This window comes from Streptomyces sp. ATLC9 (genome assembly GCF_057196705.1).
Window position 1 is genome coordinate 1 of the sequence record NZ_JBXUOY010000048.1, and the last position, 26087, is coordinate 26087.

Annotated in this window: 15 protein-coding genes and 1 pseudogene; 6 read left to right on the forward strand and 10 right to left on the reverse strand. The window is 71.9% G+C overall.

Annotated features, from left to right (window positions below; genetic code table 11):
- Positions 1-144 precede the first annotated feature (144 nt).
- Both AC2CJA_RS08035 and AC2CJA_RS08040 read left to right on the forward strand, forming a co-directional pair.
- A complete protein-coding gene (locus AC2CJA_RS08035; protein ID WP_484601977.1) occupies positions 145-840 on the forward strand; it encodes a TetR/AcrR family transcriptional regulator in 696 nt (231 codons plus the stop codon).
- A 19-nt stretch (positions 841-859) separates the two neighbouring features.
- A complete protein-coding gene (locus tag AC2CJA_RS08040) occupies positions 860-1684 on the forward strand; it encodes a DUF4253 domain-containing protein (RefSeq protein ID WP_484601978.1) in 825 nt (274 codons plus the stop codon).
- A 111-nt stretch (positions 1685-1795) separates the two neighbouring features.
- On the opposite strand, the gene pulA is transcribed toward AC2CJA_RS08040, so the two are convergent.
- From pulA to AC2CJA_RS08075, 7 genes and pseudogenes are all read right to left on the reverse strand, one after another.
- Complete coding sequence (gene pulA / locus AC2CJA_RS08045; RefSeq protein WP_484601979.1) at positions 1796-7189, reverse strand: pullulanase-type alpha-1,6-glucosidase; 5394 nt, start codon at positions 7187-7189, stop codon at positions 1796-1798.
- Positions 7190-7343: 154 nt separating this feature from the next.
- Positions 7344-8717, reverse strand: a pseudogene (locus AC2CJA_RS08050) (alpha-amylase); the annotation flags it as partial.
- A gap of 446 nt (positions 8718-9163) precedes the next feature.
- Complete coding sequence (locus AC2CJA_RS08055) at positions 9164-10282, reverse strand: LacI family DNA-binding transcriptional regulator (protein WP_484601980.1); 1119 nt, start codon at positions 10280-10282, stop codon at positions 9164-9166.
- Positions 10279-11934 carry a glycoside hydrolase family 13 protein gene (locus AC2CJA_RS08060; RefSeq protein WP_484601981.1) on the reverse strand — a complete coding sequence of 552 codons (1656 nt, stop codon included), beginning with the start codon at positions 11932-11934 and terminating at the stop codon, positions 10279-10281. Before AC2CJA_RS08060 ends, AC2CJA_RS08055 begins: the two co-directional genes overlap by 4 nt.
- A 58-nt stretch (positions 11935-11992) precedes the next feature.
- Positions 11993-12919: a sugar ABC transporter permease gene (locus AC2CJA_RS08065; RefSeq protein WP_484601982.1), complete on the reverse strand. Its 927-nt coding sequence runs from the start codon at positions 12917-12919 to the stop codon at positions 11993-11995.
- Between the two features lie 5 nt (positions 12920-12924).
- A complete protein-coding gene (locus AC2CJA_RS08070; protein WP_484601983.1) occupies positions 12925-13944 on the reverse strand; it encodes a carbohydrate ABC transporter permease in 1020 nt (339 codons plus the stop codon).
- Between the two features lie 38 nt (positions 13945-13982).
- On the reverse strand, positions 13983-15260 hold the full coding sequence (locus tag AC2CJA_RS08075; protein ID WP_484601984.1) for an extracellular solute-binding protein: 1278 nt from the start codon (positions 15258-15260) through the stop codon (positions 13983-13985).
- A gap of 239 nt (positions 15261-15499) precedes the next feature.
- Here AC2CJA_RS08075 and AC2CJA_RS08080 point away from each other — a divergent pair, with 239 nt between their 5' ends.
- The 3 genes from AC2CJA_RS08080 to AC2CJA_RS08090 are packed head-to-tail and all read left to right on the forward strand — an operon-like array spanning position 15500 to position 18889.
- Positions 15500-16894, forward strand: a complete 1395-nt coding sequence (locus AC2CJA_RS08080; RefSeq protein WP_484601985.1) for an extracellular solute-binding protein — start codon at positions 15500-15502, stop codon at positions 16892-16894.
- 18 nt (positions 16895-16912) lie between these two features.
- Positions 16913-17983 carry a LacI family DNA-binding transcriptional regulator gene (locus AC2CJA_RS08085; protein ID WP_484601986.1) on the forward strand — a complete coding sequence of 357 codons (1071 nt, stop codon included), beginning with the start codon at positions 16913-16915 and terminating at the stop codon, positions 17981-17983.
- Positions 17984-18019: 36 nt separating this feature from the next.
- Positions 18020-18889, forward strand: coding sequence for a phosphatase PAP2 family protein (locus tag AC2CJA_RS08090; protein ID WP_484601987.1), 870 nt, complete (start codon positions 18020-18022; stop codon positions 18887-18889).
- Position 18890: 1 nt separating this feature from the next.
- On the opposite strand, the gene AC2CJA_RS08095 is transcribed toward AC2CJA_RS08090, so the two are convergent.
- The 3 genes from AC2CJA_RS08095 to AC2CJA_RS08105 all read right to left on the reverse strand — a co-directional run bounded on the left by AC2CJA_RS08095 (position 18891) and on the right by AC2CJA_RS08105 (position 24132).
- On the reverse strand, positions 18891-21953 hold the full coding sequence (locus AC2CJA_RS08095) for a bifunctional [glutamine synthetase] adenylyltransferase/[glutamine synthetase]-adenylyl-L-tyrosine phosphorylase (RefSeq protein ID WP_484601988.1): 3063 nt from the start codon (positions 21951-21953) through the stop codon (positions 18891-18893).
- Between the two features lie 73 nt (positions 21954-22026).
- A complete protein-coding gene (glnA, locus tag AC2CJA_RS08100; RefSeq protein ID WP_484601989.1) occupies positions 22027-23388 on the reverse strand; it encodes a type I glutamate--ammonia ligase in 1362 nt (453 codons plus the stop codon).
- Positions 23389-23541: 153 nt separating this feature from the next.
- Positions 23542-24132: a Uma2 family endonuclease gene (locus tag AC2CJA_RS08105; protein ID WP_484601990.1), complete on the reverse strand. Its 591-nt coding sequence runs from the start codon at positions 24130-24132 to the stop codon at positions 23542-23544.
- A 160-nt stretch (positions 24133-24292) separates the two neighbouring features.
- On the opposite strand from AC2CJA_RS08105, the gene AC2CJA_RS08110 reads away from it, so the two are divergent.
- Positions 24293-26047, forward strand: a complete 1755-nt coding sequence (locus tag AC2CJA_RS08110) for an NAD+ synthase (RefSeq protein WP_484601991.1) — start codon at positions 24293-24295, stop codon at positions 26045-26047.
- Positions 26048-26087: the final 40 nt, after the last annotated feature.

The window sequence follows — 26087 nt, forward strand, 5'->3', positions numbered from 1 at the left end:
GTGGAGTTCTCCGGGTGGCGCACGGCCTGACGGGCCCGGGGCTCGCCGGCCGCGCGCCCCCACCGGCCCCCACCGGCCCCCACCGGCCGTCTCCGCGCCCGGGCGGGACGGCCGGCGGTGCGCGGCGATCGCTAGGGTGTTCCCATGACCACCGGGGTACGCCGCAGGATGGGTGTCGAGGAGCGTCGGCAGCAACTGATCGACGTCGCGCTGAGGTTATTCAGCGACCGTCCGCCCGAGGAGGTGTCCATCGACGACATCGCCACCGCGGCGGGGATATCCAGGCCGCTGGTCTACCACTACTTCCCGGGCAAGTACAGTCTCTACGAGGCGGCGGTGCGGCGGGCGGCCGACGAGCTGTCCGCCCGTTTCCACGTACCGTACGAGGGCCCGTTCAGCCTGCGGCTGCTGCTGGTGATGGGGCGTTACTTCGACTTCGCCGAGGAGCACGCGCCGGGCTTCTCCGCGCTGCTGCGCGGCGGTTCGGTGCGCAGCGAGGCCGTGGTCGAGGAGGTTCGGCAGACCGCCTACGAACAGCTCCTGGCTCATCTGGGACTCACCGACCCCGGGCCCCGGATGTCCCTGGTGCTCCGCACCTGGGTCGGTGTCGCCGAGACCACGGCGCTCGGCTGGCTGGCCGACCGCTCGATACCGCGCCGGGAGCTGGAGCGGCAGCTCGTCCACGACCTGCTGGCGCTGGCCGCGGTGACGGCCGCGTTCGACGAGGAGACGGCCGAGGTGCTCCGGCGCGTCGTGGAACAGGAGCCCGCCGACGGTCCGTTCGCGGAGCTGGTGGCCCGGCTGCTGGCACTCGTTCCCGGAAGGGCCGGCGGCGGGTAGTTTCGGTGCCGTGACTCATGTGACCCGTGGACCGGGCGCCATGGCGCGGCGCCTGCGCTCGCTCGCGGCCTCGGCGGCGCTGCCGCCGGGCAGGCTGGTCGACCGTACGGTGCTCGGTCCGCTGCCCGAGCCGTTGCTGTGGCGCGCCGACGAGCCCGCCGGGCCGGACTGCTGGGAGCGGATGCTGCCGCTCCGGGACGCCACCGGGCTGTGGCCCGTACTGCTGGGTGTTCATGTCCGCGGCACCACCGTGGAGGACGATCTGCTGCCCCCGCCGCGGGGCGGGGACGGGCGCGGCGGGGCGGCCGCCGCCGGTGTGCTGGCCGCCTGGTGGAGACAGCACGCCGCCCGGGAGCCGGGTGGCCGCAAGGCCGGGGAGACACCGGCGCTGCGGCCGTACGGCAGGCGCCCGCCCGAACTCGCACGTCCCTCGCCCGCGGGAGGCGATCCGGACGCGGCGGCGGCCGGGGTGGCCCGCGCGCTGGTGTCGGGCGGCACTCTGCGGCGCCCGCGGGTGGCTCTGGTCCCGGCGGCGCGGAGCGCGGACATACCCGCCGTCATCGGCTGGTCGGGCACCCTGGCCTCCGGCGAGGAGTTCGAGGAGTACGGTGCGGTGCTGCGCTCCTGGGAGGAGCGTTTCGGCACCCGGGTGGTGGCGCTGGAGCCGGACGTGCTGCACCTGTCGGTGCCGGACCCGCCGCGCACCGCGGCCCAGGCCCTTCCGGTGGCGGCCGAGCACTACGCGTTCTGCCCCTCGGTGGTGCGGCAGGGCGCCGGATCGATCTCACGCTACGCGGACAAGTGGCTGGCCGGCCGGAACCTGTGGTCCTTCTGGTGGGACTGAGCACCGGCCGGTACGGCCGGCGGGGGGCGGCGGGCGGGACGCGTCTCGGGGCGGGGCCGTCCGTCGCCGGCCCCGCCCCGGTGCCCTTCCTCCTCTACCGCCCCGCGCCGGTCACCGCGCGGCGAACACCGCCACCGTGCGCGGCGGCACCGTGAAGGCGCCCTTCCCGCCGTCGAAGGCGGCGCGCCTGACCACGGCGTCGGAGCCCTTCGCCTGCACCGGGTGCAGGTCGTAGGAGGCGCCGGCGAGCGAGGAGACGGTCTGCGTCCGCCGCTCGGGGGTGGCGTTGAGGACGACCACCAGGTCGCGGTCGCCGTCCGCCAGGCGCATGGTGATCACACCCGGGGTCTCCTCCCTCCCCGACAGCGGGAAGGACAGCGTCCGCTGGACCCCGGCCGCCGTGGACTGGCTGAAGACCTCCTCCGTGGAGCGGATCTCCAGCAGGTCGCGGTAGGCGGCGGAGGCGCCCTCGATCTCCCCGCAGGACGGGGAGAGGCCGGCCAGGGTCAGCAGCGGCTTCGCGTACGGCCACTTGTCCTCGTTGTCCCAGGCCGGGGGCAGCCCGCGGCCGAAGCCGTTGCCGGCCTCGCAGTTCCAGTGGACGGCGTTGTACCAGTCGCCGGAGTCGTAGGAGTTGCGGTCCAGCGACTTCGAGCGCAGCAGGTCGCTGCCCGCCTGGCTGAGGGCCGGGCCCTGGGAGAGGGCGGCGGTGGCCATGGCGATCACCTGCATGCGGGCCCGGTCGGCGGCCGGGGTGTCCTGGGGCAGCTTGAAGGCCAGGGCGTCGTAGAGGGTCTCGTTGTCGTGGGCGTCGGCGTAGGCGAGCGCCTCGCCGGGGGCGCCGGCGTATCCGGCCGGTGAACCGTTGTAGTCGACCTGCGAGCCGGTGACCCGCTTGCCGGATGTGTCGGTGAAGGCGTAGTCGGCGAGATTGCCGGAGAGCCCGACCTTGATCAGGTCCTGGTAGTGCAGCAGCCGCTGCCTCTGCTCGGCCCGGCTGCCGTTGGCCTCCGAGGAGTTGGGGTCGGTGTACAGGCCGCTGGCGAAGCCCTGGACGCCGGGGTCGGCGTCGAAGGGGCCGCCGCCGCGCACCGCGTCGCGGGCCCGGTCGGAGAAGGTGGCGATGCCGGTGCCGGCCATGTTCTTCTGCGTGGCCTGGACGAAGCGTGCGTCGTCGGCGACCTCCCCGAAGTTCCAGCCCTCGCCGTAGAGGACGATGCTCCTGCCGTCGACGCCGTCCTTCTCCACGGTGAGGGCGTCCAGCGCCTCGCGGACGGCCAGGATGTTGGCCTTGGGGTGGTGGCCCATCAGGTCGAAGCGGAAGCCGTCCACCTTGTACTGCCTGGCCCAGGTGACGACGGAGTCGACCGTGAGCTTGCCCATCATGGTGTGCTCGGGCGCGGTGTTGGCGCAGCAGGTGGAGGTGGCCACCGTGCCGTCGGCCAGCAGGCGGTGGTAGTAGCCGGGCACGACGCGGTCCAGGACGGACTGCTCGTCCTGCCCGGCGGCCATGGTGTGGTTGTAGACCACGTCCAGCACGACCCGCAGTCCGGCCTCGTTGAGGCCCCTGACCATCTCGCGGTACTCGACGGTGCGGGTGGTGCCGTCGGCGTCGGTGGCGTACGAGCCCTCGGGCACGGTGTAGTGCAGCGGGTCGTAGCCCCAGTTGTAGGCGTCCTCGCCGCGGACCTTCCCGACGCACTCCTGCTGCTCGCCGGAGTTGGCGGGCAGGGCCGCCAGGTCGCAGGCGGGCTCGGCCCTCCCGGCGGCGCGCTCGGGGATGGAGGCGATGTCGTACGAGGGCAGCAGGTGGACGTGGGAGGTGCCCGCGTCCGCCAGCTTCTTCAGGTGCTTCATGCCGTCGGTCGAGCCCTCGGTGAAGGCCAGGTAGCCGCCGCGGTGCTTCTCGCTCACCGTGGGGTCGGCGACGGAGAAGTCGCGGATGTGCAGCTCCTGGATCTGCGCGTCGCGCAGCGGTGTCGGGGCCGGTTTGTCCAGCTTCTTCCAGCCCCGGGGGGCCAGCTTCGGGTCGGACAGGTCGACCACCAGGCTCTTCTTCGAGTCGGTGGTCAGGGCGGTGGAGTAGGGGTCGGTGACCTTGTTGGTGACCACCTTGCCCGCCGAGGGCGCCCAGACCGTCACGTGGTAGCGGTACGGCTCGCCCGCCCAGCTCCGGTTGCCGCGCGCGCTCCACACGCCGGTGGCGGCGTCGCGGCGCATCCGCACGGTGCGGCCGCCCAGTTCGAGGGAGACCTTCCGCGCGGTGGGCGCCCACACCGACAGGGTGGGGCGTCCCCTGTGGTCGAAGACCGGGCCGAGCTCGGCCCCGGCCGCCTTCTTGCCGTAGAGGTCGTCCAGCACGCCGGGGATCTGCACTCCGGTCGCCGCCAGCAGCGCGCCCGCGGCGTTGCGCTGGGTGGCGACGACCTGGCCGCGCAGGGCGGTGCGCACCCGGTCGCGGTCGCGGGGATCGACGCGGAAGGCCGGGTAGTCCTTCAGGTGCGGGTACTTCTTCCTCTGCGCGTCGCTCAGCCCGCCGGGCACGGGGATCAGCCGCAGCCAGCGGCCCTCGTGGTTCAGGGCGCCGTCCTCGACCGCGATGGTGCCGCGGGCGTCGTAGACCAGCTGCTGGCCGGTGGCGCCGGTGGCCTCGACCTTCCAGGCGACGGTGTCCCGGTCGATCCACTGGGCCTCGGACCTGCCCAGGTCCAGGTCGGGTGCGCTGCCGGTGGTGGGCAGCAGGTAGCCGGGGGTGGCGGACAGCTTCCAGACCTCGCGGCCGTGGGTGGCGAAGTCCAGCGACTGGTCGGCGTTCTCGTCCTTGGTGTCGCCCTTGTGGATGATGTAGCTCAGCGAGGTCGCGCCCTCGGCGAGCGGCACCTCGAAGGTGACGCCGAAGGCGTCCTCCCCCGTCGGCGTCAGCGGCTCGGCCCAGTCGGTGGGCTCGGCGGCGCCGGTCCAGGTGTGCAGGCCCCAGCCGTCGTAGTCGCCGTCCGCGCGGTGGTAGTGCAGGACGGCCTTCTTCCCGTCCTGCGGCGGGTAGACGCCCTCGGGCCGCTCGGACAGCGTCTCGTCGCTGCCCTGCTCGACCCACACCTCGCCGGACCTGGCCAGGTCGATGGTGCGCTCGGGTCCGTCCGCCGTCCCGTCCCTGGTGATGGTGAACGTGACCTCGCCCTCGCCGTCGGCCGGCTTGACCCAGGCGAAGGCGCCGTAGGCGTCGCGGCCGGTGAAGTCGGCGGTGCGGTCGCCGGCGACCAGTTTCCAGCCGCCGTAGTCGCCGTCCGTGCGCTGGTAGTGGACGACGGCCCAGTCCCGCTCGACGGCCGGGGGCTTCTCGGGGAGCGGTGCCTGGCCGGCGGCCGAGGAGGCGGTGTCGGAGGCGGTGCGGCCCCTGGCGTCGACCACGACGGCCTTGTAGCGCAGTGGTGTTCCGGCCCTCACGTCCCGGCCGATGTGCTGGGTGACCTTGTAGGGGGCGTGGTCGGCGGTGCCGAGGGTGTGCCACTTCCCGTCGCCCGTCCGGGCGGCGAAGACGACGCGGTTCAGCCCGCCGCCGTCTCCTCCCCCGACGTTCGCGGTGATCTCGACGGTGCCGGTGGCGCCCGCGGCGGGGGCCTCCAGCTCGACGGTGGGCGCGGCGGCGGGTGCGGGCAGCGGCCTGGCCGCCTTGAACACCGCGGTGGACAGGGCCGGGACGGTGACGGTCAGCTTCGCGTCCGAACCGGTGCGCACGGTGGCGCCACCGCCGTGGATCTGCCGGAACGCGGTGTCCGGCGAGCCGGTGGGGATCTCGACCGTGCGGGCCCTGTCGTCGTTGTTGGCGGCGACGAGGTACTCGGTGCGCCGCTCGGCGTCGGTGCGGGTGAAGGCGTACACGCCGGGTCCGTCGCCGCTGTGCGCGTACCGCTCGGTCTGGACTCCGTCGCGCAGGGCGGGGTGCTTCCGGGTCAGCTTCGACAGGGCGGCGATGGAGCGGTAGAGGGGGTGGGAGGTGTCGTAGGCGTCCTCGGCGTGGGTGCGGTCGGTGCCGATCCGGTCGTTGTCCTCCTCGTCCAGGTAGGCGGGCACCTCGGAGGCGAAGAGTGTCTGGCGGGCGTCCTGGTCGCCGCCGGCGCCGGTGAAGCCCTGCTCGTCGCCGTAGTAGATCACCGGGTTGCCGCGGCTGAGGAACATCAGCTCGTTGGCGAGCTCCGCCCGCCTGAGCAGTTCGGCGTCATCGGCGCCGGGGTTGTCCTGGCGCAGGAAGGTCCCGATGCGGCCCATGTCGTGGTTGCCGGTGAAGGTGACCTGCTCGTAGGCGTTGGAGCGGCCGGTGGTGTAGCGGTAGTCCTGGGCGAACAGGTCCGACAGCCTGGCCGCCGGCCCGCCCTGGGAAGCGTAGGAGCGGGCCGCCTCCTGGAAACCGAAGTCGAGGGTGGCGTCCAGCTTGCCGCGGGTGACGTAGGGGGCCATCCGGGCGGGGTCGGAGGAGTAGACCTCGCCGAACATGAAGAAGTCCTCGCGGCCCTTCTTCGCGGCGTAGGCGTCCAGGGCGGTGGCCCACTGGGTCCAGAACTCCATGTTGACGTGCTTGACCGTGTCGATGCGGAAGCCGTCGATCCGGAAGTCCCTCACCCACCGCTGGTAGATCTTCTTCATGCCCTCGACGACCTCGGGACGCTCGGTCCACAGGTCGTCCAGGCCGTGGAAGTCGCCGTACTGCGAGCTCTCCCCGGCGAAGGTGGAGTCGCCCCGGTTGTGGTACATCTCCGGGTCGTTGAGCCAGCCGGGGACCTTCAGGTCCTTCTCGGCGGCGGGAACGACCGGGGTGCGGGGGAAGGAGCCGCGGTCGGTCCCGGGGAACCTCCCCCCGGCGGCGTGGTCGGCGTCGTCGAAGGGCCTGCCGTCCCCGGTGAGGTAGGGGAAGGCGCCCTTGGACAGGTAGGAGTAGGACTTCTCCTCGTAGTTCACCACGTCGGCGGTGTGGTTGGTGATGACGTCGAAGAAGACCTTCATGCCCTTGCCGTGGGCGGCGTCGATCAGCTTCCGCAGGTCGTCGTTGGTGCCGAAGTGCGGGTCCACCTGGGTGAAGTCGGTGATCCAGTAGCCGTGGTAGCCGGCGGAGGTGTTCTCCCCCTCGCCCTGGACCGGCTTGTTCTTGAAGATGGGCGCCATCCAGATGGCGGTGGTGCCCAGGCCCTTGATGTAGTCGAGCTTCCTCGTCAGGCCCTTGAGGTCGCCGCCCTGGTAGAAGCCCTTGTGGGTGGGGTCGTAGCCGGTGGTCAGACGGTCGCCCTTCAGCCCGCCGCGGTCGTTGGAGCGGTCTCCGTTGGCGAAGCGGTCGGGCAGGACGAAGTAGAACTGCTCCCGCGTCAGGTCGTGCCGGGTGGGTTCGGCGGCCAGTTTCGCGTCGGACGGCGGTGGTGGTGCGGCCTTGGCGGGGGCCGCCGCGGTGATGAGCGTCGCCAGGAGCGCGGCCGCGCTGCTCGCGGCCGCTCCTCTGCGCGCCAGGGGACCTGTCACGGGTCGCTCTCCTCGGGTGCGGTGGTCTGTACGTGGTGCGCGGGGGGACCTGTGGGGGGTCCGGGGCCGCCCGGCCCTGCGCCGGGGGAGCGGGCAGGGCCGGGCGGCTCTCGGAGCGGTCACGTGCGGCGCCGGGGCACCGGACGTGCTAGCAGCGGGAGCCGCTGCGCAGGGCTATGGCGGTGCCCGGGTTGAGGGTGGCGGTGAACTGGCCGGAGCCGTTCACCGAGACCCTGGCACCGTTCTGGATGTTGCAGTAGCTGCCGGAGGGCAGCGCGGTCTGGAAGGTGCGGGAGATCGGGTGGGACTCGTGGTTGATGGCGACGTAGGCCTTGCTGCCGCGCCCGAAGGCGATGGCGTCGTTGCCGTTGTCCCACCAGTTGACGACGCCCTGGCCGCGCGCCTCGTTGCGGAAGGCGACCATGGAGGAGATCTCGCGCCAGGCGTGCTGGCACTTCCAGCCGTCCTGCCAGCAGGCGTTCACGTGACCGCCGTTGGGCGGGCCGGCGTCGTAGTTGCTCCACTCGTAACCGGAGTGGACGTCAGGGGCACCGTACGGCCAGGCCAGCATGAAGACGTTGGCCAGGGTGTAGGCGGAACCGTTCTTGTAGTTGAGGGTGTCGCCGCCGCGCTCGGTGTCGTGGTTGTCCACGAAGACACCGGACTTGCCGGAGTTCATGTAGCCCCAGCCCTCGCCGTAGTTCCTGAGGTAGGCGAGCTTCTCGTTGGTGAAGACCCGCTTGAGGTCCCGGGCGTAGCGGAACTCCTGCACATCGCCGTTGTCGAGGTACTCGGTGGGCGAGACGGCCTCGCCGGCGCCGTAGATGGCCTCCTGTTTCCAGTAGACGCTCGGATTGTTCAGCCGGGACTTGATGGCCGCCAGGTCGCCGGCGGGCATGTGCTTGGCCGCGTCGATCCGGAAGCCGTCCACGCCGAGCGAGAGCAGGTCGTTCATGTAGGCCGCGATCCTGTCGCGGACGTAGGACTCGCCGGTGTCGAGGTCGGCCAGGCCCACGAGCTCGCAGTTCTGGACGTTGTACCGGTCCTGGTAGTTGGTGATCTGGGACCGGCAGTCGTCCATGTCGGCACCGCTGTAGATGCCGGGGTAGTTGTACTTGGTGTACGACGAGCCGCCGGTACCGGTGCCGTTGCCCGCCGACATGTGGTTGATCACCGTGTCGACGACGACCTTCACACCGGCACTGTGGCAGGTGTTGACCATGTTCTGGAACTGCGAGCGGTTGCCGAGGCGTCCTGCGATCCTGTAGCTGACCGGCTGGTAGGAGGTCCACCACTGGCTGCCCTGGATGTGCTCCTGGGGCGGGGAGACCTGGACGAAGCCGTAGCCGGCCGGGCCGAGCCTGCTGGTGCACTCTCGGGCGATCGAGTCGAACTTCCACTCGAAGAGAACGGCGGTGACGTCCTTGGTTCCGGGCGGGGCCGCCTGCGCCGGTCCGGGAACGGCGATGAGGGAGCCTGCCATGCCCGCGACAAGCGCGAGTGCGGCGGCTGCGGATCTCCTGGCCACGTTTCCTCCTGTGGGGGAAGCAGATGCGAGTGCCTGCCTGGGGGCAACGCGCCGCGCCCGTGAGGCGATGGAGCAGTGAATGCTCTTGCTGCAAGAAGACTGAAAGCGCCTGAAAGTCTTCGCGCAGGAGACCGTAGACGCACCCTGGGTGACCGTCAAGGCTTTGGACATCTCCGGGAAACACAGCCGTCCCTCCTGCGCAATCTCTTTCGCAAGAGGTTTCACGGTGCTACGTTCGACCACACTCCCGGTCCGGCCGGCCGGGGGACCAGGCACATGGCCCCCACGCGCCCGGCCGGCCGGGCCGGGGTGCGCGTCCCGGCTGCGGCGCGGTGGTCCGCGCAACGCACTCCGGGCGCCGGCGGGCATCCGGCAGCGGGCCGTCAGGTCGCACCGCCGGGTGCCCGCCGGCGCCCGGCGGTACGTGTCGGGTTCCGCGCCCGCCCCTACTCCTGCTGCGCCGGCGGGGCCGTCGAGCCGCGCACCACCAGCTCGGGCTGGAAGACGAACTCCGAGTGCTGGACGGGATTCCCCCCGATCTCCTCCAGCAGGGCGTTCACCGCCGCGCTCGCCATGGCCTTGACCGGCTGGCGCACGGTCGTCAGCGGCGGATCGGTGAAGGCGATCAGCTCGGAGTCGTCGAAGCCGACCACCGACAGCTCGCGCGGGACCTCCAGCCCGCGCTGCCGGGCCGCCCGCACCACGCCCAGCGCCATCAGATCGCTGCCGCAGACCACCCCCGTGCAGCCGGCGCTGATCAGCGCGCCCGCCGCGGCGTGGCCGCCCTCCAGGGTGAACAGTGTGTGCTGGACCTGTTCGCGCACCCGCGCCGCGGGCACGCCCTGCTCGATCAGCGCCGCCGTGAACCCCTCCGCCTTCCGCCGCACGGGGACGTACCGGACGGGGCCGACCGCCAGACCGATCCGCAGCGGATCATGGCCCAGGTCCACCAGATGGCGTACCGCCATCCGGGCCGCCGCCCGGTCGTCGGGCGACACGAAGGGTGCGCTGACCTGCTCGTTGAACCCGTTGATGAGTACGAACGGCACCCCCCTCCCCGACAGCCGCACATAGCGGCCCGGGTCCGCGGCGGTGTCGGCGTGCAGCCCGGAGAGGAAGACGATGCCATTGACGCCGCGCTCGACCAGCTGCTCGACCAGCTCGTCCTCGGTGGCGCCGCCGGGCATCTGGGTGCACAGCACCGGGGTGTAGCCGTGCCCGGCCAGAACCTGCTCGATGACCTGGGCGAACGCCGGGAAGATGGGATTGGTCAGCTCCGGGATGACCAGCCCGATCAGGCCGGCGCTGCGCTGCCTCAGCCGCACCGGCCGCTCGTACCCCAGCACGTCCAGGGCCGCCAGCACCTTCTGCCGGGTGCCGGCCGCCACGCCCGCCTTGCCGTTGAGCACACGGCTGACCGTGGCCTCGCTGACCGAGGCCTGGGCCGCGATGTCGGCCAGACGGGCGGTCCCGGGAACACCGCCGGGGACGCTGCCGGGGACGGCGCCCGCGGCCGGTCCCCCCTGCCGGGGGACCGGTGCGGACGCCGTACCGGTCTCGGTCATACCTCCCACCAGACGGTGGTGTCGGCCGGGATCGCCCCGCCCTCGTACTCGCCGCTGGCCAGCAGTGCCCGGCCGGGCGCCGCGGGCAGCTCCACGGGCCGGCCGGTGGTGTTGGCCGTGCACACGAGATCGCGGCCGGAGCCGTCGGCCGCACGGCGGCGGAAGGCCAGCACCCCGGCGGGGAAGTCCTCCAGCCACTCCACACCCTCGCCCGCGCCCAGCGCCGGGTGCTCGCGGCGCACCGCCAGCGCGCTGCGGTACAGCTCCAGCGTGGAGGTGGGGTCGCCGGTCTGCTCCTCGACCGACAGCTCGGCCCACTGCTCGGGCTGGGGCAGCCAGCTGCCGCCGGAGCCGAAGCCGTAGCTGGAACCGGCCCGCGTCCACGGGATGGGCACGCGGCAGCCGTCGCGCAGGCCGTCCTGGCCGTTGTCCTTGAAGAAGGACGGGTCCTGGCGCACCTCGTCGGGCAGGTCGGCGACCTCCGGCAGGCCCAGCTCCTCGCCCTGGTAGACATAGGCCGAGCCGGGCAGCGCCAGCATCAGCAGCGAGGCCGCGCGGGCGCGGGTCAGTCCGCCGCCGAGCCGGGTGCGGTGGCGCACCACGTCGTGATTGGACAGCACCCAGGTGGTGGGGGCGCCGACCGGGCGCATGGAGTCCAGCGACTGGTCGATGACCTCCCGCAGCGCCTCGGCGTTCCACGCGGTGTTCAGGTAGTGGAAGTTGAACGCCTGGTGCAGCTCGTCGGCGCGCAGGTAGAGCGCGGTGCGCTCGGGGCTGGGCGTCCAGGCCTCGGCGACGCCGATGCGCTCGCCGGGGTACTCGTCGAGGATCCGCCGCCAGGAGCGGTAGATCTCGTGGACGCCGTCCTGGTCGAAGAAGGGCAGCACCTGGTTGCCCAGCAGCTTCAGCTGCCCGGCTTGGCCCATGTCGGGCAGTCCGGCGGCCTTGACCAGTCCGTGGGCGACGTCGATGCGGAAGCCGTCCACGCCCATGTCCAGCCAGAAGCGCAGCACCGAGCGGAACTCGTCCCGCACGGCCTCGTTCTCCCAGTTGAAGTCGGGCTGCTCGGGGGCGAACAGGTGCAGGTACCACTCCCCCGGGGTGCCGTCGGGGTTCTCGGTGCGGGTCCAGGCCGGGCCGCCGAAGATGGACTCCCAGTCGTTGGGCGGTTCCTCGCCCTTCGGGCCGCGGCCGGGGCGGAAGTGGTAGCGGTCGCGCAGCGGCGATCCGGGACCCTCGCGCAGGGCGCGCTGGAACCACTCGTGCTGGTCGGAGGAGTGGTTGGGCACCAGGTCCACGATGATCCGCAGCCCCAGCCGGTGGGCGTCGCGGATCAGCGCGTCGGCGTCGTGCAGACCGCCGAACATCGGGTCGATGGCGCGGTAGTCGGCGACGTCGTATCCGGCGTCGGCCTGCGGGGAGGCGTAGAAGGGGCTGAGCCAGACGGCGTCGACGCCCAGGTCGGCCAGGTAGGGCAGCCGCGCGCGGACGCCCGCCAGATCCCCCATGCCGTCGCCGTTCCCGTCGGCGAAGGAGCGGGGGTAGACCTGGTAGATCACCGCGTCGCGCCACCAGCCGGCCGGCTCTCCCGAGGCGTCCGTACGGATGGCCGGGGCCGTGCCGGTGGCGGGGGCTGATGAGTGCTGGGTCATGTCATCCCTGGTGTCGTGAGTGGGGGGACGCGAGGTGCCGGACGGGTGGGGTGGCGGGTCAGGACTTGACGGCGCCGGAGGTCAGGCCGGCGACGAGGTGCCGCTGGGCGATGCCGAAGACGATCGCGGCCGGGACGGCGATGATCACCGCGGCGGCGGTCATCGAGCCCCAGTCGCCGACGTACTGGTTGACGAAGGTCTGCAGACCGCCGGCGAGGGTGAGGTTCTCCTCGCCGGTCATGAAGGCCGACGCGTAGGCGACCTCGGCCCAGGCCGTCACGAAGCTGTAGAAGCCGGTGACGGCCAGACCCGGCTTGGCCAGTGGCAGGATCAGCCGCCAGAAGGTGCCGAAGGGGTTGAGGCCGTCCACGCGCCCCGACTCGTCGATGGAGACGGGGATGGTGTCGAAGAAGCCCTTCATCATCCAGGCGCAGAACGGCACCGCGATGGTGAGGTAGGTGATGATCAGCCCGACGGGCTGGTTGAGGAGGCCGAGCTGCGCCATCAGGTTGTACAGCGGCACGATCAGGATCGCCATCGGGAACATCTGCGTGATCAGCAGGGTCCACATCAGCGGGCGCATCCCGGGGAAGCGGAAGCGGCTGACGGCGTAACCGGTGGTGGCGGAGATGAACACGCCGAGCAGCGTGGTCGCCAGCACGACCACCACCGAGTTCCAGAACCAGGTCAGGAAGTAGGTGTCGCCCAGGACGTGGGTGTAGTTCTCCAGCGTGAAGTTCTGCACCAGCGAGGTGGTGAAGGTCTCCGTCTTGGGCTTGAAGGACGTCACCAGCAGCCAGAACGGCGGGAAGACGGCGGCCGCGGCCGCGGCCAGCAGGCCCGCGTGCAGGGCGACGGAGGCCAGCGGCCCGCGCTCGCCGCGCCCGCGCACCTTCCCGGGCCGCCCGCCGCCGGCCGGCGGCACGGGCGCGGTGGTGGCGGGATCGGGTGTCGTGGTCGCGGTGGTGGTCTTCGTGGTGTTCATCGTCGTCACCACACCTCTCCCTGCTTGCGGAGCGAACGGCGGTAGAACACCGCGAAGAGCATCAGGAGCAGCAGGATCAGCACGCCCCAGGCCGCGGAGGTGGCGAAGTCGCGCGGGCTGTTGAGGAAGGACAGCCGGTAGGCGTAGGTCACCAGGATCTCGGTGGAGTCGCCCGGCCCGCCGCGGGTGAGCAGGTAGATCACCGGGAACATGTTGAACGTCCAGATGGTGCTCAGCAGGACCACGGTGCTGCTGACCGAGCGGATGCCCGGCAGGGTGACGTTGCGGAAGCGCTGCCAGGCGTTCGCGCCGTCCACCTCGGCGGCCTCCAGCAGCTCCGAGGGGATGGCCTGGAGGGCGCCCAGCAGGGCGACGAGCATGAACGGCACGCCCAGCCAGACGTTCACCGCGATGACGGAGATCTTCGCCCAGGTGGGGTCGCCCAGCCAGGGGACGCCCTCGATGCCCCCGCCCTCCAGGATCCTGTTGAGGATGCCGTTCTTCTCGTTGAACAGCATCTGCCAGGCGAAGACGGAGACGAAGGCCGGGATGCCCCAGGGCAGGATGATCGCGATGCGGTACACCGCCCGGCCGCGCAGCTTCCGGTTGAGCATGGTGGCCAGTACCAGGCCCAGCAGGAAGGTCACGGAGACGCAGCCGACCGTCCACAGCACCGTCCAGCCCAGCCGGTCCCAGAAGACGTTGTCGGTGAGGATGTCCAGGTAGTTCTCGAGGCCGACGAACTCGTAGGTGGCCTCGATCTCGTTGACGCCGATGGTGCGGGCGACGTTGGCCTCGTCCGCGTTCGTCAGGGACAGCCAGATGCCCCGGACCAGCGGATAGCCGATGATCACCCCGATGACGATCACCACGGGGGCCACCATGGCCCAGGCGTACCAGTGCGTCGCCAGTGCGCGGCGCAGCGGTCCGGGGGCCTCGCTGGACTTCTCGCCAGTTCCGCGGCCGCGGCCGCGGGCGTCTCCGCCCGCGGCCGGTGCCACCGACTGGCCGGTCTCGACAGCCATGGTCGTCGGTCAGCCTCTCCCTGAGCTTTCCCCGGCCCTTACTTCCAGTCCCCGTCCTTGAGGAGCTTGGCGTACTCCTCACCGGCCTTCCCGGCGGCGGCCTCCGGCTTGGTCTTGCCGGTCAGCACGTCGGCCATCTGGACGCGCAGCGGCTCGAAGAGGGAGTTGCCCTCGGCGATCCAGGGGCGCTCGACGGCCTTGTCGACGGCGGGCTTGAAGAACTGGACCATCTGGTCGTCCTCGACGGTCTTCTCCCCGTACACCGAGGTGCGCGTCGGCAGGAGGCTCAGCTCCTCGGTGGTGCGCTTCTGGACCTCGGCGGAGCTCATGTACCTGACGAACTCGTAGGAGGCGTCCAGGTTGTCGGAGCCCGCGTAGACGGAGTAGTTGTGACCGCCCTGCGGGGCACCCTGGCCGGCGCTGCCGGCCGGGACCGCGGCGACCCCGAGGTTGTCCTCGTCGTCCTTGAACTGCTCGCCCGCGAGGGTGTCCTCGATGGCCCAGGGGCCATTGATCATCATCGCGACCTTGCCGTCCTTGAAGGACTTCTGCATGTTCTCCCAGCCGTTGGTGGTGTCCGTGGTCGCGGCCCCGGAGTCCACCAGGTCCTTGATCACCTCGAACGCCTTCACGCCGGGCTCTTCGTCGATGGTGATCTTCTTCGCCCCGGCGTCGAGCATGTCGCCGCCCTCGCCGTACAGGAAGGGCAGGAACCAGTACGGGTCGTCACCGCGCAGGTAGAACGGGGTGACGTCGTTCTTCTTGAACGCGTCGGTGGAATCCTTGATGTCCTCGACCGACTGCGGGACCTCGACGCCGGCCTTCTCCAGCAGGCCCTTGTTGTAGAAGAGGGCCAGGGTGTCGATGACCTGCGGGACGGCGTAGGTCTTGCCGTCGTACTGGGTGCTGCCCCAGGCCTGCGGCAGGTAGTCGTCCTTGTCGTCGACCGCGGCGGTGTCGTCCAGCGGGGCGAGGTAGCCCAGGCTGGCGAAGTCGGCCACCCAGGCGACCTCGGTGCGCATCACGTCGGGGGCTCCGGAGCCGCCGCCCGCGGCGTTCTTGAACTTGTTGCCGGCCTCGCCGAAGGGGACGTTGACGTACTTGACCTCGACGCCGGGGTGCTCGTCCTCGAACTCCTCGGCGATCTTCTTGTAGAAGCCCTTCTCGGCGTCGCCCGACGTGTCCCAGAACTCGACGGTGCCCGACAGCTCGCCGCCGGCGTTCTTCTTCTCGCCGTCGCCGCTCTCGCCGCCGCAGGCGGTGGCCGCGAGCGCGATGGCCGCGACCAGTGCGGTGGTCCCTATGCCACGCCGCATGTGAACTCCTCCATGATCCGGTGCCCGTCTCGCGGGGGCACTGGCGTACTCCGCGCGGGCCGCGCGGTCGCGGCGCCGGGCTGACCAGGAACGTAACAGCGGTGCAATCTTTTAGAAAGACCTTGCGGCAACTTTCTGCAAACGAGTCTGCAACGGCTTCCGCAAGAAGTTGCGGTCCTGCTACCTTCCTCCGCGTTCCACTGCGGATCCTCCGCTTGAGGACAGACGGGAAGAGCACGATGGAAAGTCACATACACCCCGGGGCGTCCGATTCGGCCGGACGGCCCGCCCGGACCGGCCCGCGCCGCAGGACCGCCGCCGCCCTGGCCGCCGCCGTCTCCCTGGCCCTGACGGCCACCGCCTGCACGGTCCCCGGCGGCTCCGCCGAGGAGGACGCCCCCGCCGCCTCCGGCAGCGTCACCTGGTGGGACACCTCGGGCGAGGCCGAGGCCCCGCACTTCGCGAAGCTCGTCGCCGCCTTCGAGAGGAAGTATCCGCAGATCGACGTCGAGCACGTCTCGGTCCCCTTCGACCAGGCCCGGCAGAGGTTCCGGGACGCCGCGGAGTCCGGCCGGGACGCCCCCGACGTGCTGCGCGCGGACGTCGGCTGGACGATCGGCTTCGCCGCCGAGGGCCTCCTGGCCGACCTCACCGGCACCCCCGCCCTGGACGCCGACATGTCCGGCTTCCTGCCGACCACCACCGCGAGCGTGACGCTGGAGGACGGCGGCGTCTACGGCGTCCCCCAGGTGACCGACACCCTCGCCCTGCTCTACAACCGCCGGATCTTCGAGGAGGCCGGGATCGGCCGCCCCCCGTCCACCTGGAAGGACCTCAAGGACGTCGCGCTGGAGATCGAGGAGAGAACGGGCGCCGAGGGCATCGCCCTCAACCCCGATCCCTTCTTCTCCCTGCCGTTCCTGTACGGCGAGGGGAGCGACCTGGTCGACGTCGCCTCCCGCACGATCACCGTCGCCTCCCCCGAGTCGGTCCGGGGCGTGGCCACCGCCGCCGGCCTGGTCTCCTCCGGCGCCGCCCCCGAGCCCCCGGAGGAGGACGCCTACGCCGCCATGCAGGACGCCTTCAAGGACGGCCGGGCGGCCATGATGGTCAACGGCCCCTGGGCGACCGCCGACATCTTCTCCTCCCCGGAGTTCGAGGACCGCGACAACCTGGGCATCACCGCCGTCCCGGCCGGCGGATCGGGCGCCGCGGGCTCCCCCACCGGCGGCCACAACCTCGTGGTCTCGGCGGAGACGGAGAACCCCGACGCCTCCTACCTCTTCGTCAAGTACATGACCGACGCGAAGCGGCAGGAGAGCACCGCCCTCGCCCTGGGGCTGCTGCCGACCCGTACGGCCGCCTACACCGGGAAGGTGCTGTCCGACCCGGTGCGCAACTCCTTCTACCTGGCGCTGACCAAGGCCGTGGCCCGGCCGGCCATCCCCGAGGGCGGGGAGCTGTTCACCGCCCTCCAGCCCCACTACACGGCCATCCTGCGCGGCGAGGAGACCGCCCGCGAGGGCCTGACCCGCACCGCCGAGGAGTGGAGCGACGGGCTGCTGCCCGGCTACCGCGTCGAACCGTGCCAATACGGGCGAACTCCCGGGTACGGTGGGCAGTCGGACACATGACCGGTACAGTCCGGTGCTGTGACCGCACGACTAGCTGACATCGCAGCCCAGGCGGGGGTCAGCGAAGCGACGGTCAGCCGCGTCCTCAACGGCAAGCCCGGCGTTTCCCCGGCCACCCGCGAGTCCGTCCTCGCCGCACTGGACCTGCTGGGGTACGAACGGCCCGTGCGCCTGCGCCGGCTCAGCGCGGGGCTGGTCGGGCTGATCACCCCCGAGCTGGAGAACCCGATCTTCCCGGCGTTCGCCCAGGTCATCGGACAGGCGCTGACCCGTCAGGGCTACACCCCCGTCCTGGCCACCCAGACCCCCGGCGGCTCGACGGAGGACGAGCTGACCGAGATGCTCGTGGACCGCGGCGTGGCCGGCGTCATCTTCGTCTCCGGGCTGCACGCCGACACCACCGCCGACACGCAGCGCTACGAGCAGCTGCGCGGCAAGGGCGTGCCGTTCGTGATGGTCAACGGCTTCTCCCCCAAGGTCCGCGCGCCCTTCGTCTCACCGGACGACCGGGCCGCGATGCGACTGGCCGTCACCCACCTCGTCTCGCTCGGCCACGAGCGCGTCGGGCTGGCACTGGGGCCGGCCCGGTTCGTGCCCGTCCAGCGCAAGACGGAGGGCTTCACCACCAGCCTCCAGGAGCAGCTCGGGCTCTCGCGCGACGAGGCGGAGTCGATGGTCGAGCACTCGCTCTACACCCTGGAGGGCGGCCAGGCGGCGGCCGGCTCCCTGATCGACCGCGGCTGCACCGCCGTGGTCTGCGCCAGCGACATGATGGCGCTCGGCGCCATCCGGGCCGCCCGGCAGCGCGGCCTGGCCGTTCCCGGCGACGTCTCGGTCATCGGCTTCGACGACTCCCCGCTGATCGCCTTCACCGACCCGCCCCTGACCACCATCCGCCAGCCGGTGACCGCGATGGGACAGGCGGCGGTACGGGCGCTGCTGGAGGAGGTCGGCGGCACCCCCGCCCCGCACAGCGAGTTCGTCTTCCTGCCCGAGCTGGTGGTGCGCGGTTCCACCGCCTCCGCGCCTCAGGGCCGGGGGTCCGTCTCAGGAAGGACGGAAGGCGAACGGAACCGGACCGGGGGATGATCGGTCGGGGTCCGGATTCTGGCAGACTGGCGCACCATGGGGGCTCCGATCGCGAGAACGACAGAAGAAGCCGGAGTGACCACTGCCACTCCGGCAGATGAACGCGCGGTTGTTCCGGCACCACGCCGCACCGTCTCCCAGCGCATCCGCGCGCCCCGCAGGCCCCGGATCTGGTTCGAGATCACGCTGATCGCGGTCAGCTACTGGACGTACTCCATGATCCGCAACGCCGTGCCGGAGCAGGAGGCGCAGGCGCTGCGGAACGCCGACTGGCTGTGGGAGTTCGAGCGGTCCCTGGGCATCGCCGTCGAGCAGTCCCTCAACCACGCGGTCAACGGCGTCACCTGGCTGATCGTGACGATGAACTACTACTACGCCACGCTGCACTTCATCGTCACCGTCGGCGTCCTGGTCTGGCTCTACCGCAGACAGCCGGGCCGCTACGCCGCCACCCGCACGGTCCTGTTCGCCACCACGGCCGTCGCCCTGCTCGGCTACTACTTCTACCCCCTGGCCCCGCCGCGGCTGATGGAGAGCGTGCACTTCGTCGACACCGTCAAGGTCCACGACACCTGGGGCTCGATGGCCTCGGGCAACATGGCCAGCGTCTCCAACCAGTACGCGGCCATGCCCTCGATGCACATCGGCTGGTCGGTGTGGTGCGGCATCACCCTCGCCCTGCTGGCGGCGCCGCTGTGGGTGAGGATCCTCGGCTGGCTCTACCCGGCCCTCACCCTGGTGGTCATCGTCTGCACCGCCAACCACTTCTGGCTGGACGCGGTGGGCGGGCTGCTCTGCCTGGGCATAGGCTACGCGGTCTCCTGTGCCTGGTACGGCGCCCCGGCCCACCGCCTGCCCCGCCTGGTCACCCCGCCGCCGACGCCGGCTCCCCGCTCGGCCCCGTAGCTCACTCCACCCCGTAGAACAGCCGGTCCACCACCGCGCGGGCGCGGCGCGTGGTGCGCCGGTAGTCCTCCAGCATCTCGCCCACGTGCCCCGGTTCGTATCCCAGGTAGCGGCCGACGGCGGCCAGCTCGCGCGGCTCGGAGGGGAAGGTGTCGCCGGGCCGGCCACGCACCAGCATCACCGCGTTGCGCACCCGGGTGGCCAGCAGCCACGCCTCGTCCAGGGTCGCCGCGTCCTCCTCGCCGATCAGCCCGGAGTCCCGCGCGGCGGCCAGCGCGGGACGGGTGCGGGTGGTGCGCAGCCCCGGCACCTTCGCCGCGTGGCGCAGCTGCGTCAGCTGGACCGTCCACTCCACGTCCGACAGCCCTCCCCTGCCCAGCTTGGTGTGGGTGGTGGGGTCGGCGCCGCGCGGCAGTCGCTCGCCCTCCATCCGCGCCTTGAGGCGGCGGATCTCCCGCACCGCGTCCTCCTCCAGGCCGTCCTCCGGATAGCGCAGGGGGTCGACCAGCCCGGCGAAGCGGCGGCCCAGATCCGCGTCCCCCGCCACCGGCTCGGCGCGCAGCAGCGCGTGCCGCTCCCACACCCGCGACCAGCGGCGGTAGTAGGTCCCGTAGGAGGCCAGGGTGCGCACCAGCGGGCCGCTCCTGCCCTCCGGCCGCAGGTCGGCGTCGATGAGCAGCGGCGGGTCGGAGCTGGGCAGCTGCAGGAGGCGGCGCATCTCACCCGCGACGGCGAGGGCCGCCTCGCCGGCCTCCCGCTCGTCCACGCCCTCGCGCGGTTCGTGGACGAACAGCACGTCCGCGTCGGAGCCGTAGTTCAGCTCGCGGCCCCCGAAGCGGCCCATGCCGATGATCGCGAAGCGGGTGGGCAGGGTGTCGCCCCAGCGGGCGTCAACCGCCGCCCGCAGAGCGCCGGCGACGGTGGCGGCGTTCAGGTCGGACAGCGCCTCCCCCACCCGGTCCACGGCGGCGGCGATGCCGTCGGCGCCCTGCGCGCCGTCTTCCGCTCCGCCTTGCGTACCGCTCTCCGAGCCCTCCTCCGCACCCGCGGCCCCCGCCTTGTACGCGCCGATGACATCGGCGGCGGCGGTGCGGAACAGCTCTCGGCGCCGCACCCCGCGCACGGCGGCGACGGCCTGCTCGGGCCCGTCGGCCCGGCCGACGGCCGCCAGCGCCTCCTGGGTCAGCGCCTCCCGGCCGCGCGGCCGCAGCCCGTCGGGGTCGCCGAGCAGGGCCACGGCCTCGGGCGCGCGCAGCAGCAGATCGGGGGCGAGCCTTCCGGCCGACAGTACCCGGGCCAGGTTCTCCGCGGCGGCCCCCTCGTCCCGCAGCAGCCGCAGGTACCAGGGCGTCTGGCCGAGCGCGTCGGAGACCTTGCGGAAGCCCAGCAGCCCGGCGTCGGGGTCGGCGGAGTCGGCGAACCAGCCCAGCAGCACCGGCAGCAGGGTGCGCTGGATGGCGGCCTTGCGGCTGACCCCGGAGGTCAGCGCCTCCAGATGGCGCAGGGCGGCCGCCGGGTCCGCGTAGCCCAGCGCCTCCAGGCGCTGCCGGGCGGCTCCGGCCGACAGCCTGACCTCGCCGGGCGCGAGCTGGGCGACGGCGTCCAGCAGCGGCCGGTAGAAGATCTTCTCGTGCAGCCGCCGCACCACCGCGGCGTGCCGCTTCCAGGCACGGGTCAGTTCGGCCACCGGCTCCTGGCGGAAGCCCAGGCAGCGGCCCAGCCGGCGCAGTTCGGTCTCGTCCCGGGGCATCAGATGGGTGCGGCGCAGCTTCTGGAGCTGGATGCGGTGCTCCAGGACACGCAGGAAGCGGTACGCGTCGCCGAGCGCGGCGGCGTCCTGGCGGCCCACGTACCCGCCCGCCGCGAGGTCGTCGAGTGCGGCCAGCGTGGTGGGACTGCGCAGGGCGGCGTCGCTGCGCCCGTGGACGAGCTGGAGGAGCTGGACGGCGAACTCCACGTCGCGCAGGCCCCCGGGCCCGAGTTTGAGTTCGCGGTCCAGCTGTGCGGCCGGGATCCCGGCGACCACACGGCGGCGCATCTGCTGCACGTCGGTGACGAAGTTCTCCCGCTCGGCGGCCTGCCACACCATCGGGGCCACGGCGTCGACGTACTCCCGGCCCAGCGCCGGGTCGCCGGCCACCGGGCGGGCCTTGAGCAGGGCCTGGAACTCCCAGGTCTTGGCCCAGCGCCGGTAGTACGCCAGATGGCTGGACAGGGTGCGCACCAGCGGGCCGTTGCGCCCCTCGGGCCGCAGGTTGGCGTCCACCTGCCAGATGGTGCCCTCGGCGGTGGTGTCGGAGCAGATCCGCATCATCCGCGCGGCGAGCCGGGTCGCCGCGCGCAGCGCCCCGCTCTCCCCGTCGCCGTCCTCTCCCGCTCCCCCGGCGGGCTCGGCGACGAAGACGACGTCCACGTCCGAGACGTAGTTCAGCTCGCGGCCGCCGCACTTGCCCATCCCGATCACCGCCAGCCGGCACGCCCGTGCGTCCCCCGGCTCCTCGCGCCCGGCCATCGCCAGGGCGGCGCGCAGGGTGGCGGTGGCCAGATCGGCGAGCTCGGCGGCGGTCTCGTCGACGGTGGTGGTGCCGCACACGTCGCGGGCGGCGATGGTGAGCAGAGCCCGGCGGTAGGCGACGCGCAGCTCGTCGGGTCCGTCCGCGCCGGCGAGCGCGGCCTCGAACTCCCCGACGCCCGGGTGGAGGTCGGCCGTCTCGTAGGAGTGGAGGGCCTGCCAGTCGCCGGGGTGGCCGGCGAGATGGTCGCCGAGCGCCTCGGAGGCGCCCAGCACACCCAGCAGCCGGTCGCGCAGCGGCTTGGCGGCCAGCACGGTGCCCAGCAGCGTCTGACGCGCGGCCTCGTCCGGCTGGACCTCCACCACCCGGACGAAGGACAGCAGCGCCTGGTCGGGGTCGGCGGTGGCGCCGAGCGCGTCCAGCAGCACCGCGTCGTCGCGCACCCGGGCCAGGGCGGGCGAGTCCAGCAGGCGGACGGCCGCCCCCGGATCGGTGAACCCGCGCCGTACGAACCGTCCGAACCGGCTGTCCCGCCGACCGCCCTGCACCACCGTGGCCTTGCCTCTCGCCGCTGCCGCCGTACCGCTTCCGCCGCCTGCCCCGCCGTCCCGCTCCCGCGGGCCGCTACAGCACCGGCAGGGACTTGCGCAGCTCGAAGGCGGTGACCTCGGAGCGGTACTCCTCCCACTCCTGCTTCTTGTTGCGCAGGAAGAAGTCGAAGACGTGCTCGCCCAGGGTCTCGGCGACCAGCTCGCTGCGCTCCATCAGCACGATCGCCTCACCCAGGTTCTGCGGCAGCGGCTCGATGCCCATAGCGCGGCGCTCGGCGTCCGACAGCGCCCATACGTCGTCCTCGGCGCCGGCCGGGAGCTCGTAGCCCTCCTCGATGCCCTTCAGCCCGGCCGCCAGCAGCACCGCGTAGGCCAGGTAGGGGTTGGCGCCGGAATCCAGGGAACGCACCTCGATGCGGGTGGAGCCCATCTTGCCCGGCTTGTACATCGGCACCCGGATCAGCGCGGAGCGGTTGTTGTGCCCCCAGCAGATGTAGGAGGGCGCCTCGCCGCCGGCGCCCGCGGTGCGCTGGGCCCCGCCCCAGATGCGCTTGTAGGAGTTGACCCACTGGTTGGTGACGGCGGAGATCTCCCCGGCGTGCCTGAGCAGCCCGGCAATGAAGGAGCGGCCGACCTTGGAGAGCTGGTACTCGGCGCCGGACTCGTGGAAGGCGTTGCGGTCGCCCTCGAACAGCGACAGGTGGGTGTGCATCCCGGAGCCGGGGAACTCCGAGAACGGCTTGGGCATGAAGGTCGCCTGCACCCCCTGCTCCAGCGCGACCTGCTTCATCACCAGCCGGAACGTCATGATGTTGTCGGCCGTCGACAGGGCGTCGGCGTACCGCAGGTCGATCTCCTGCTGTCCGGGGGCGCCCTCGTGGTGGGAGAACTCCACCGAGATGCCCATCGACTCCAGCATCGTGATCGCCTGGCGGCGGAAGTCCTGGCCGACGTGCTGCGGGGTGTGGTCGAAGTAGCCGGAGGAGTCGGCCGGGGTGGGGCGGGTGCCGTCCACCGGCCTGTCCTTGAGCAGGAAGAACTCGATCTCGGGGTGGGTGTAGAAGGTGAAGCCCAGGTCGGAGGTCTTGTTCAGGGCCCGCTTGAGGACGTAGCGGGGGTCCGCGTAGGAGGGGGAGCCGTCCGGCATCAGGATGTCGCAGAACATCCGCGCGGTGCCGGGGGCCTCGGCGCGCCAGGGCAGGATCTGGAACGTGCTCGGGTCGGGCTTGGCGATCATGTCGGACTCGTGGACGCGGGCGAAGCCCTCGATCGCGGACCCGTCGAATCCCATGCCCTCGTCGAAGGCCTGCTCCAGCTCCGCCGGCGCGACGGCGACGGACTTCAGGAAGCCGAGCACGTCGGTGAACCACAGCCGGACGAACCGGATGTCACGCTCCTCGAGCGTCCGGAGCACGAATTCCTGCTGCTTGTCCATGGTCACCCATCCTCGCTGGTCAGACGGCCCTCCCCCGTACCGCCCGGGAAAGGGGCGGCCCGCACACCAGTATCACGGTGAGGGGTTACCGTCACATTACGCCGACCTGGCCGACGCGGAGCGCCCGGACGGGCGGGGACGGGCTCCGGGCGCTCAGCCCAGACCCAGTACCCGGTCCACCTCCAGCGTCACCGGCGCGCCCACCGACTCCGGCAGCGTGAAGGACTCCCCGGGCGGATGGACCGCGTGCACCCGGTACTCCCCGTACTCCGGCCCGGTCAGCACATGCACCCGCCGGTCGCGGCGGTCGGCGATGACGTAGACGGGGATCCCGGCGATCGCATAGGCGGTGACCTTCTTCTTCAGGTCGTTTCCGTAGTTGGAGGAGGCGACCTCCAAGGCCATCCGGAAGACCGCGGGGTCGTAGCAGTTGTGCTCGACGAGATGATCGGCGAAGTCGGCGTCCACGACGGCGAGATCGGGAACGGCGTAGTCGAAGGGGCCGTCGGGCAGCCGGACGCCCATGGCCTGGATCACCTTGCTCTCCCTGCCGTGCGGGGCGGCAAGGGCAAAGGTCAGATCGGTCAACGACAGTCCATGGTGCCCGTCGGCGGGTGGTGTCACGGTGATCTCTCCCCCGATGATCTCGACGCGGTAGCCGGGGAGCTTCCGGGAGAGCTCCTCGGCTTCCTCCAGCAGGTTCGGCGCGTCGTCGCAGGGGTACTCGACTGCTGCGGCGGACATGGCATTCCTCCTGACGGCCGGTGGTCGAGGCCATCGTCGTAAGCCGGGAGCCCGTACCACGCCTCGGACCGGGATCTTCACCCGGACGGGTGCGACACGCGGTAGCCCGGCCGGTCCCCGCCTCCCGGGATCGCGTCAGTACGACGATTAGACTGACCGTGTGCCTCAGCTACGACTCGCCCTGAACCAGATCGACTCCACCGTCGGCGACCTCGCCGGGAACGCGGACGCGGTCGTCCGCTGGACGCGGCACTCGGCCGAGCAGGGGGCGCACCTCGTGGCGTTCCCCGAGATGATGCTCACCGGCTACCCCGTCGAGGACCTGGCCCTGCGCCCGTCCTTCGTCCGGGCCAGCCGGTCCGCCCTGGCCGCCCTCGCCGCCCGTCTGGCCGACGAGGGGCTGGGCGGAGTGCCCGTGGTCGTCGGCTATCTCGACCGGGCGGAGGAGGCCCAGCCCCGCTACGGCCAGCCCGCCGGCGCCCCCCGGAACGCCGCGGCCGTCCTCCACGGGGGTGAGGTCGTGCTGACCTACGCCAAGCACCACCTTCCCAACTACGGGGTCTTCGACGAGTTCCGCTACTTCGTCCCCGGCGAGACCCTGCCCGTGGTCCGGGTCCGCGGCGTGGACGTGGCCCTGGCGATCTGCGAGGACCTGTGGCAGGACGGCGGCCGGGTGCCCGCCGCCCGCGCGGCCGGGGCGGGCCTGCTGCTGTCCGTCAACGCCTCCCCCTACGAGCGGAACAAGGACGACACCCGCCTGGATCTGGTGCGCCGCCGGGCCCGTGAGGCGGGCTGCACCACCGCCTACCTGGCCATGGTCGGCGCCCAGGACGACCTGGTCTTCGACGGCGACTCGATCGTCGTCTCCGCCGACGGCGAGGTCCTCGCGCGGGCCCCGCAGTTCGAGGAGGGCTGCGTCGTCCTCGACCTCGATCTGCCCGCCGCCGCGCCCGAGCCCCCCTCCGGCGCCGTCTCCGACGGCCTGCGCATCGAGCACCGCACCCTCTCGGCCTCCCCCCTGCCCGCGTACGAGCCGCAGGTCACCGGCGCGGAGGCGCCCCGCATGGACGACGACGAGGAGGTCTACACCGCCCTCGTCACGGGGCTGCGCGCCTACGTCCTGAAGAACGGTTTCCGCTCGGTGCTCATCGGGCTGTCCGGCGGCATCGACTCCGCCCTCACCGCCGCCATCGCCTGCGACGCGCTCGGCCCGGAGAACGTGTACGGCGTCTCCATGCCCTCGCGCTACTCCTCGGGGCACTCCAGGGACGACGCGGCACAGATGGCCCGCCGCACCGGCCTGAACTTCCGTACCGTGCCGATCGCCCCGATGTTCGACGCGTACATGGAATCGCTGCACCTCACCGGTCTGGCGGAGGAGAATCTCCAGGCCCGGCTGCGCGGCACCCTGCTGATGGGCCTGTCCAACCAGGAGGGCCACATCGTGCTCGCGCCGGGCAACAAGTCCGAACTGGCGGTCGGCTACTCGACCCTCTACGGCGACTCGGTCGGCGCGTACGGCCCGATCAAGGACGTCTACAAGACGACCGTCTTCCGCCTCGCCCGCTGGCGCAACAGGGCCGCGGCCGAGCGCGGCGAGACCCCGCCGATCCCGGAGAACTCCATCTCCAAGCCGCCGAGCGCGGAACTGCGCCCGGACCAGGTGGACACCGACTCCCTGCCCGACTACGACATCCTGGACCGGATCCTGGAGCTGTACGTGGACCGGGACCGGGGCCGGGAGGAGATCATCGCCGAGGGCTTCGACGAGAAGACCGTCACCCGCGTCCTGCGCATGACGGACACCGCCGAGTACAAGCGTCGGCAGTACCCGCCGGGCACGAAGATCTCCGCGAAGGGCTTCGGCAAGGACCGCCGCCTGCCGATCACCAACCGCTGGCGCGAGACCGGCTGACCCCGGCCCACACACAACGGCGGGCGCCCCACCACCGGGG

Bases quoted from the DNA above. Each gene is read 5' to 3' on its own strand.
- AC2CJA_RS08090 (WP_484601987.1), top strand. From the start codon at position 18,020: ATGGGGGCTCCGATCGCGAGAACGACAGAAGAAGCCGGAGTGACCACT.
- AC2CJA_RS08105 (WP_484601990.1), bottom strand. From the start codon at position 24,132: ATGTCCGCCGCAGCAGTCGAGTACCCCTGCGACGACGCGCCGAACCTG.
- AC2CJA_RS08055 (WP_484601980.1), bottom strand. From the start codon at position 10,282: ATGACCGAGACCGGTACGGCGTCCGCACCGGTCCCCCGGCAGGGGGGA.
- AC2CJA_RS08075 (WP_484601984.1), bottom strand. From the start codon at position 15,260: ATGCGGCGTGGCATAGGGACCACCGCACTGGTCGCGGCCATCGCGCTC.
- AC2CJA_RS08070 (WP_484601983.1), bottom strand. From the start codon at position 13,944: ATGGCTGTCGAGACCGGCCAGTCGGTGGCACCGGCCGCGGGCGGAGAC.
- glnA (WP_484601989.1), bottom strand. From the start codon at position 23,388: ATGGACAAGCAGCAGGAATTCGTGCTCCGGACGCTCGAGGAGCGTGAC.
- AC2CJA_RS08060 (WP_484601981.1), bottom strand. From the start codon at position 11,934: ATGACCCAGCACTCATCAGCCCCCGCCACCGGCACGGCCCCGGCCATC.
- AC2CJA_RS08080 (WP_484601985.1), top strand. From the start codon at position 15,500: ATGGAAAGTCACATACACCCCGGGGCGTCCGATTCGGCCGGACGGCCC.
- AC2CJA_RS08065 (WP_484601982.1), bottom strand. From the start codon at position 12,919: ATGAACACCACGAAGACCACCACCGCGACCACGACACCCGATCCCGCC.
- AC2CJA_RS08035 (WP_484601977.1), top strand. From the start codon at position 145: ATGACCACCGGGGTACGCCGCAGGATGGGTGTCGAGGAGCGTCGGCAG.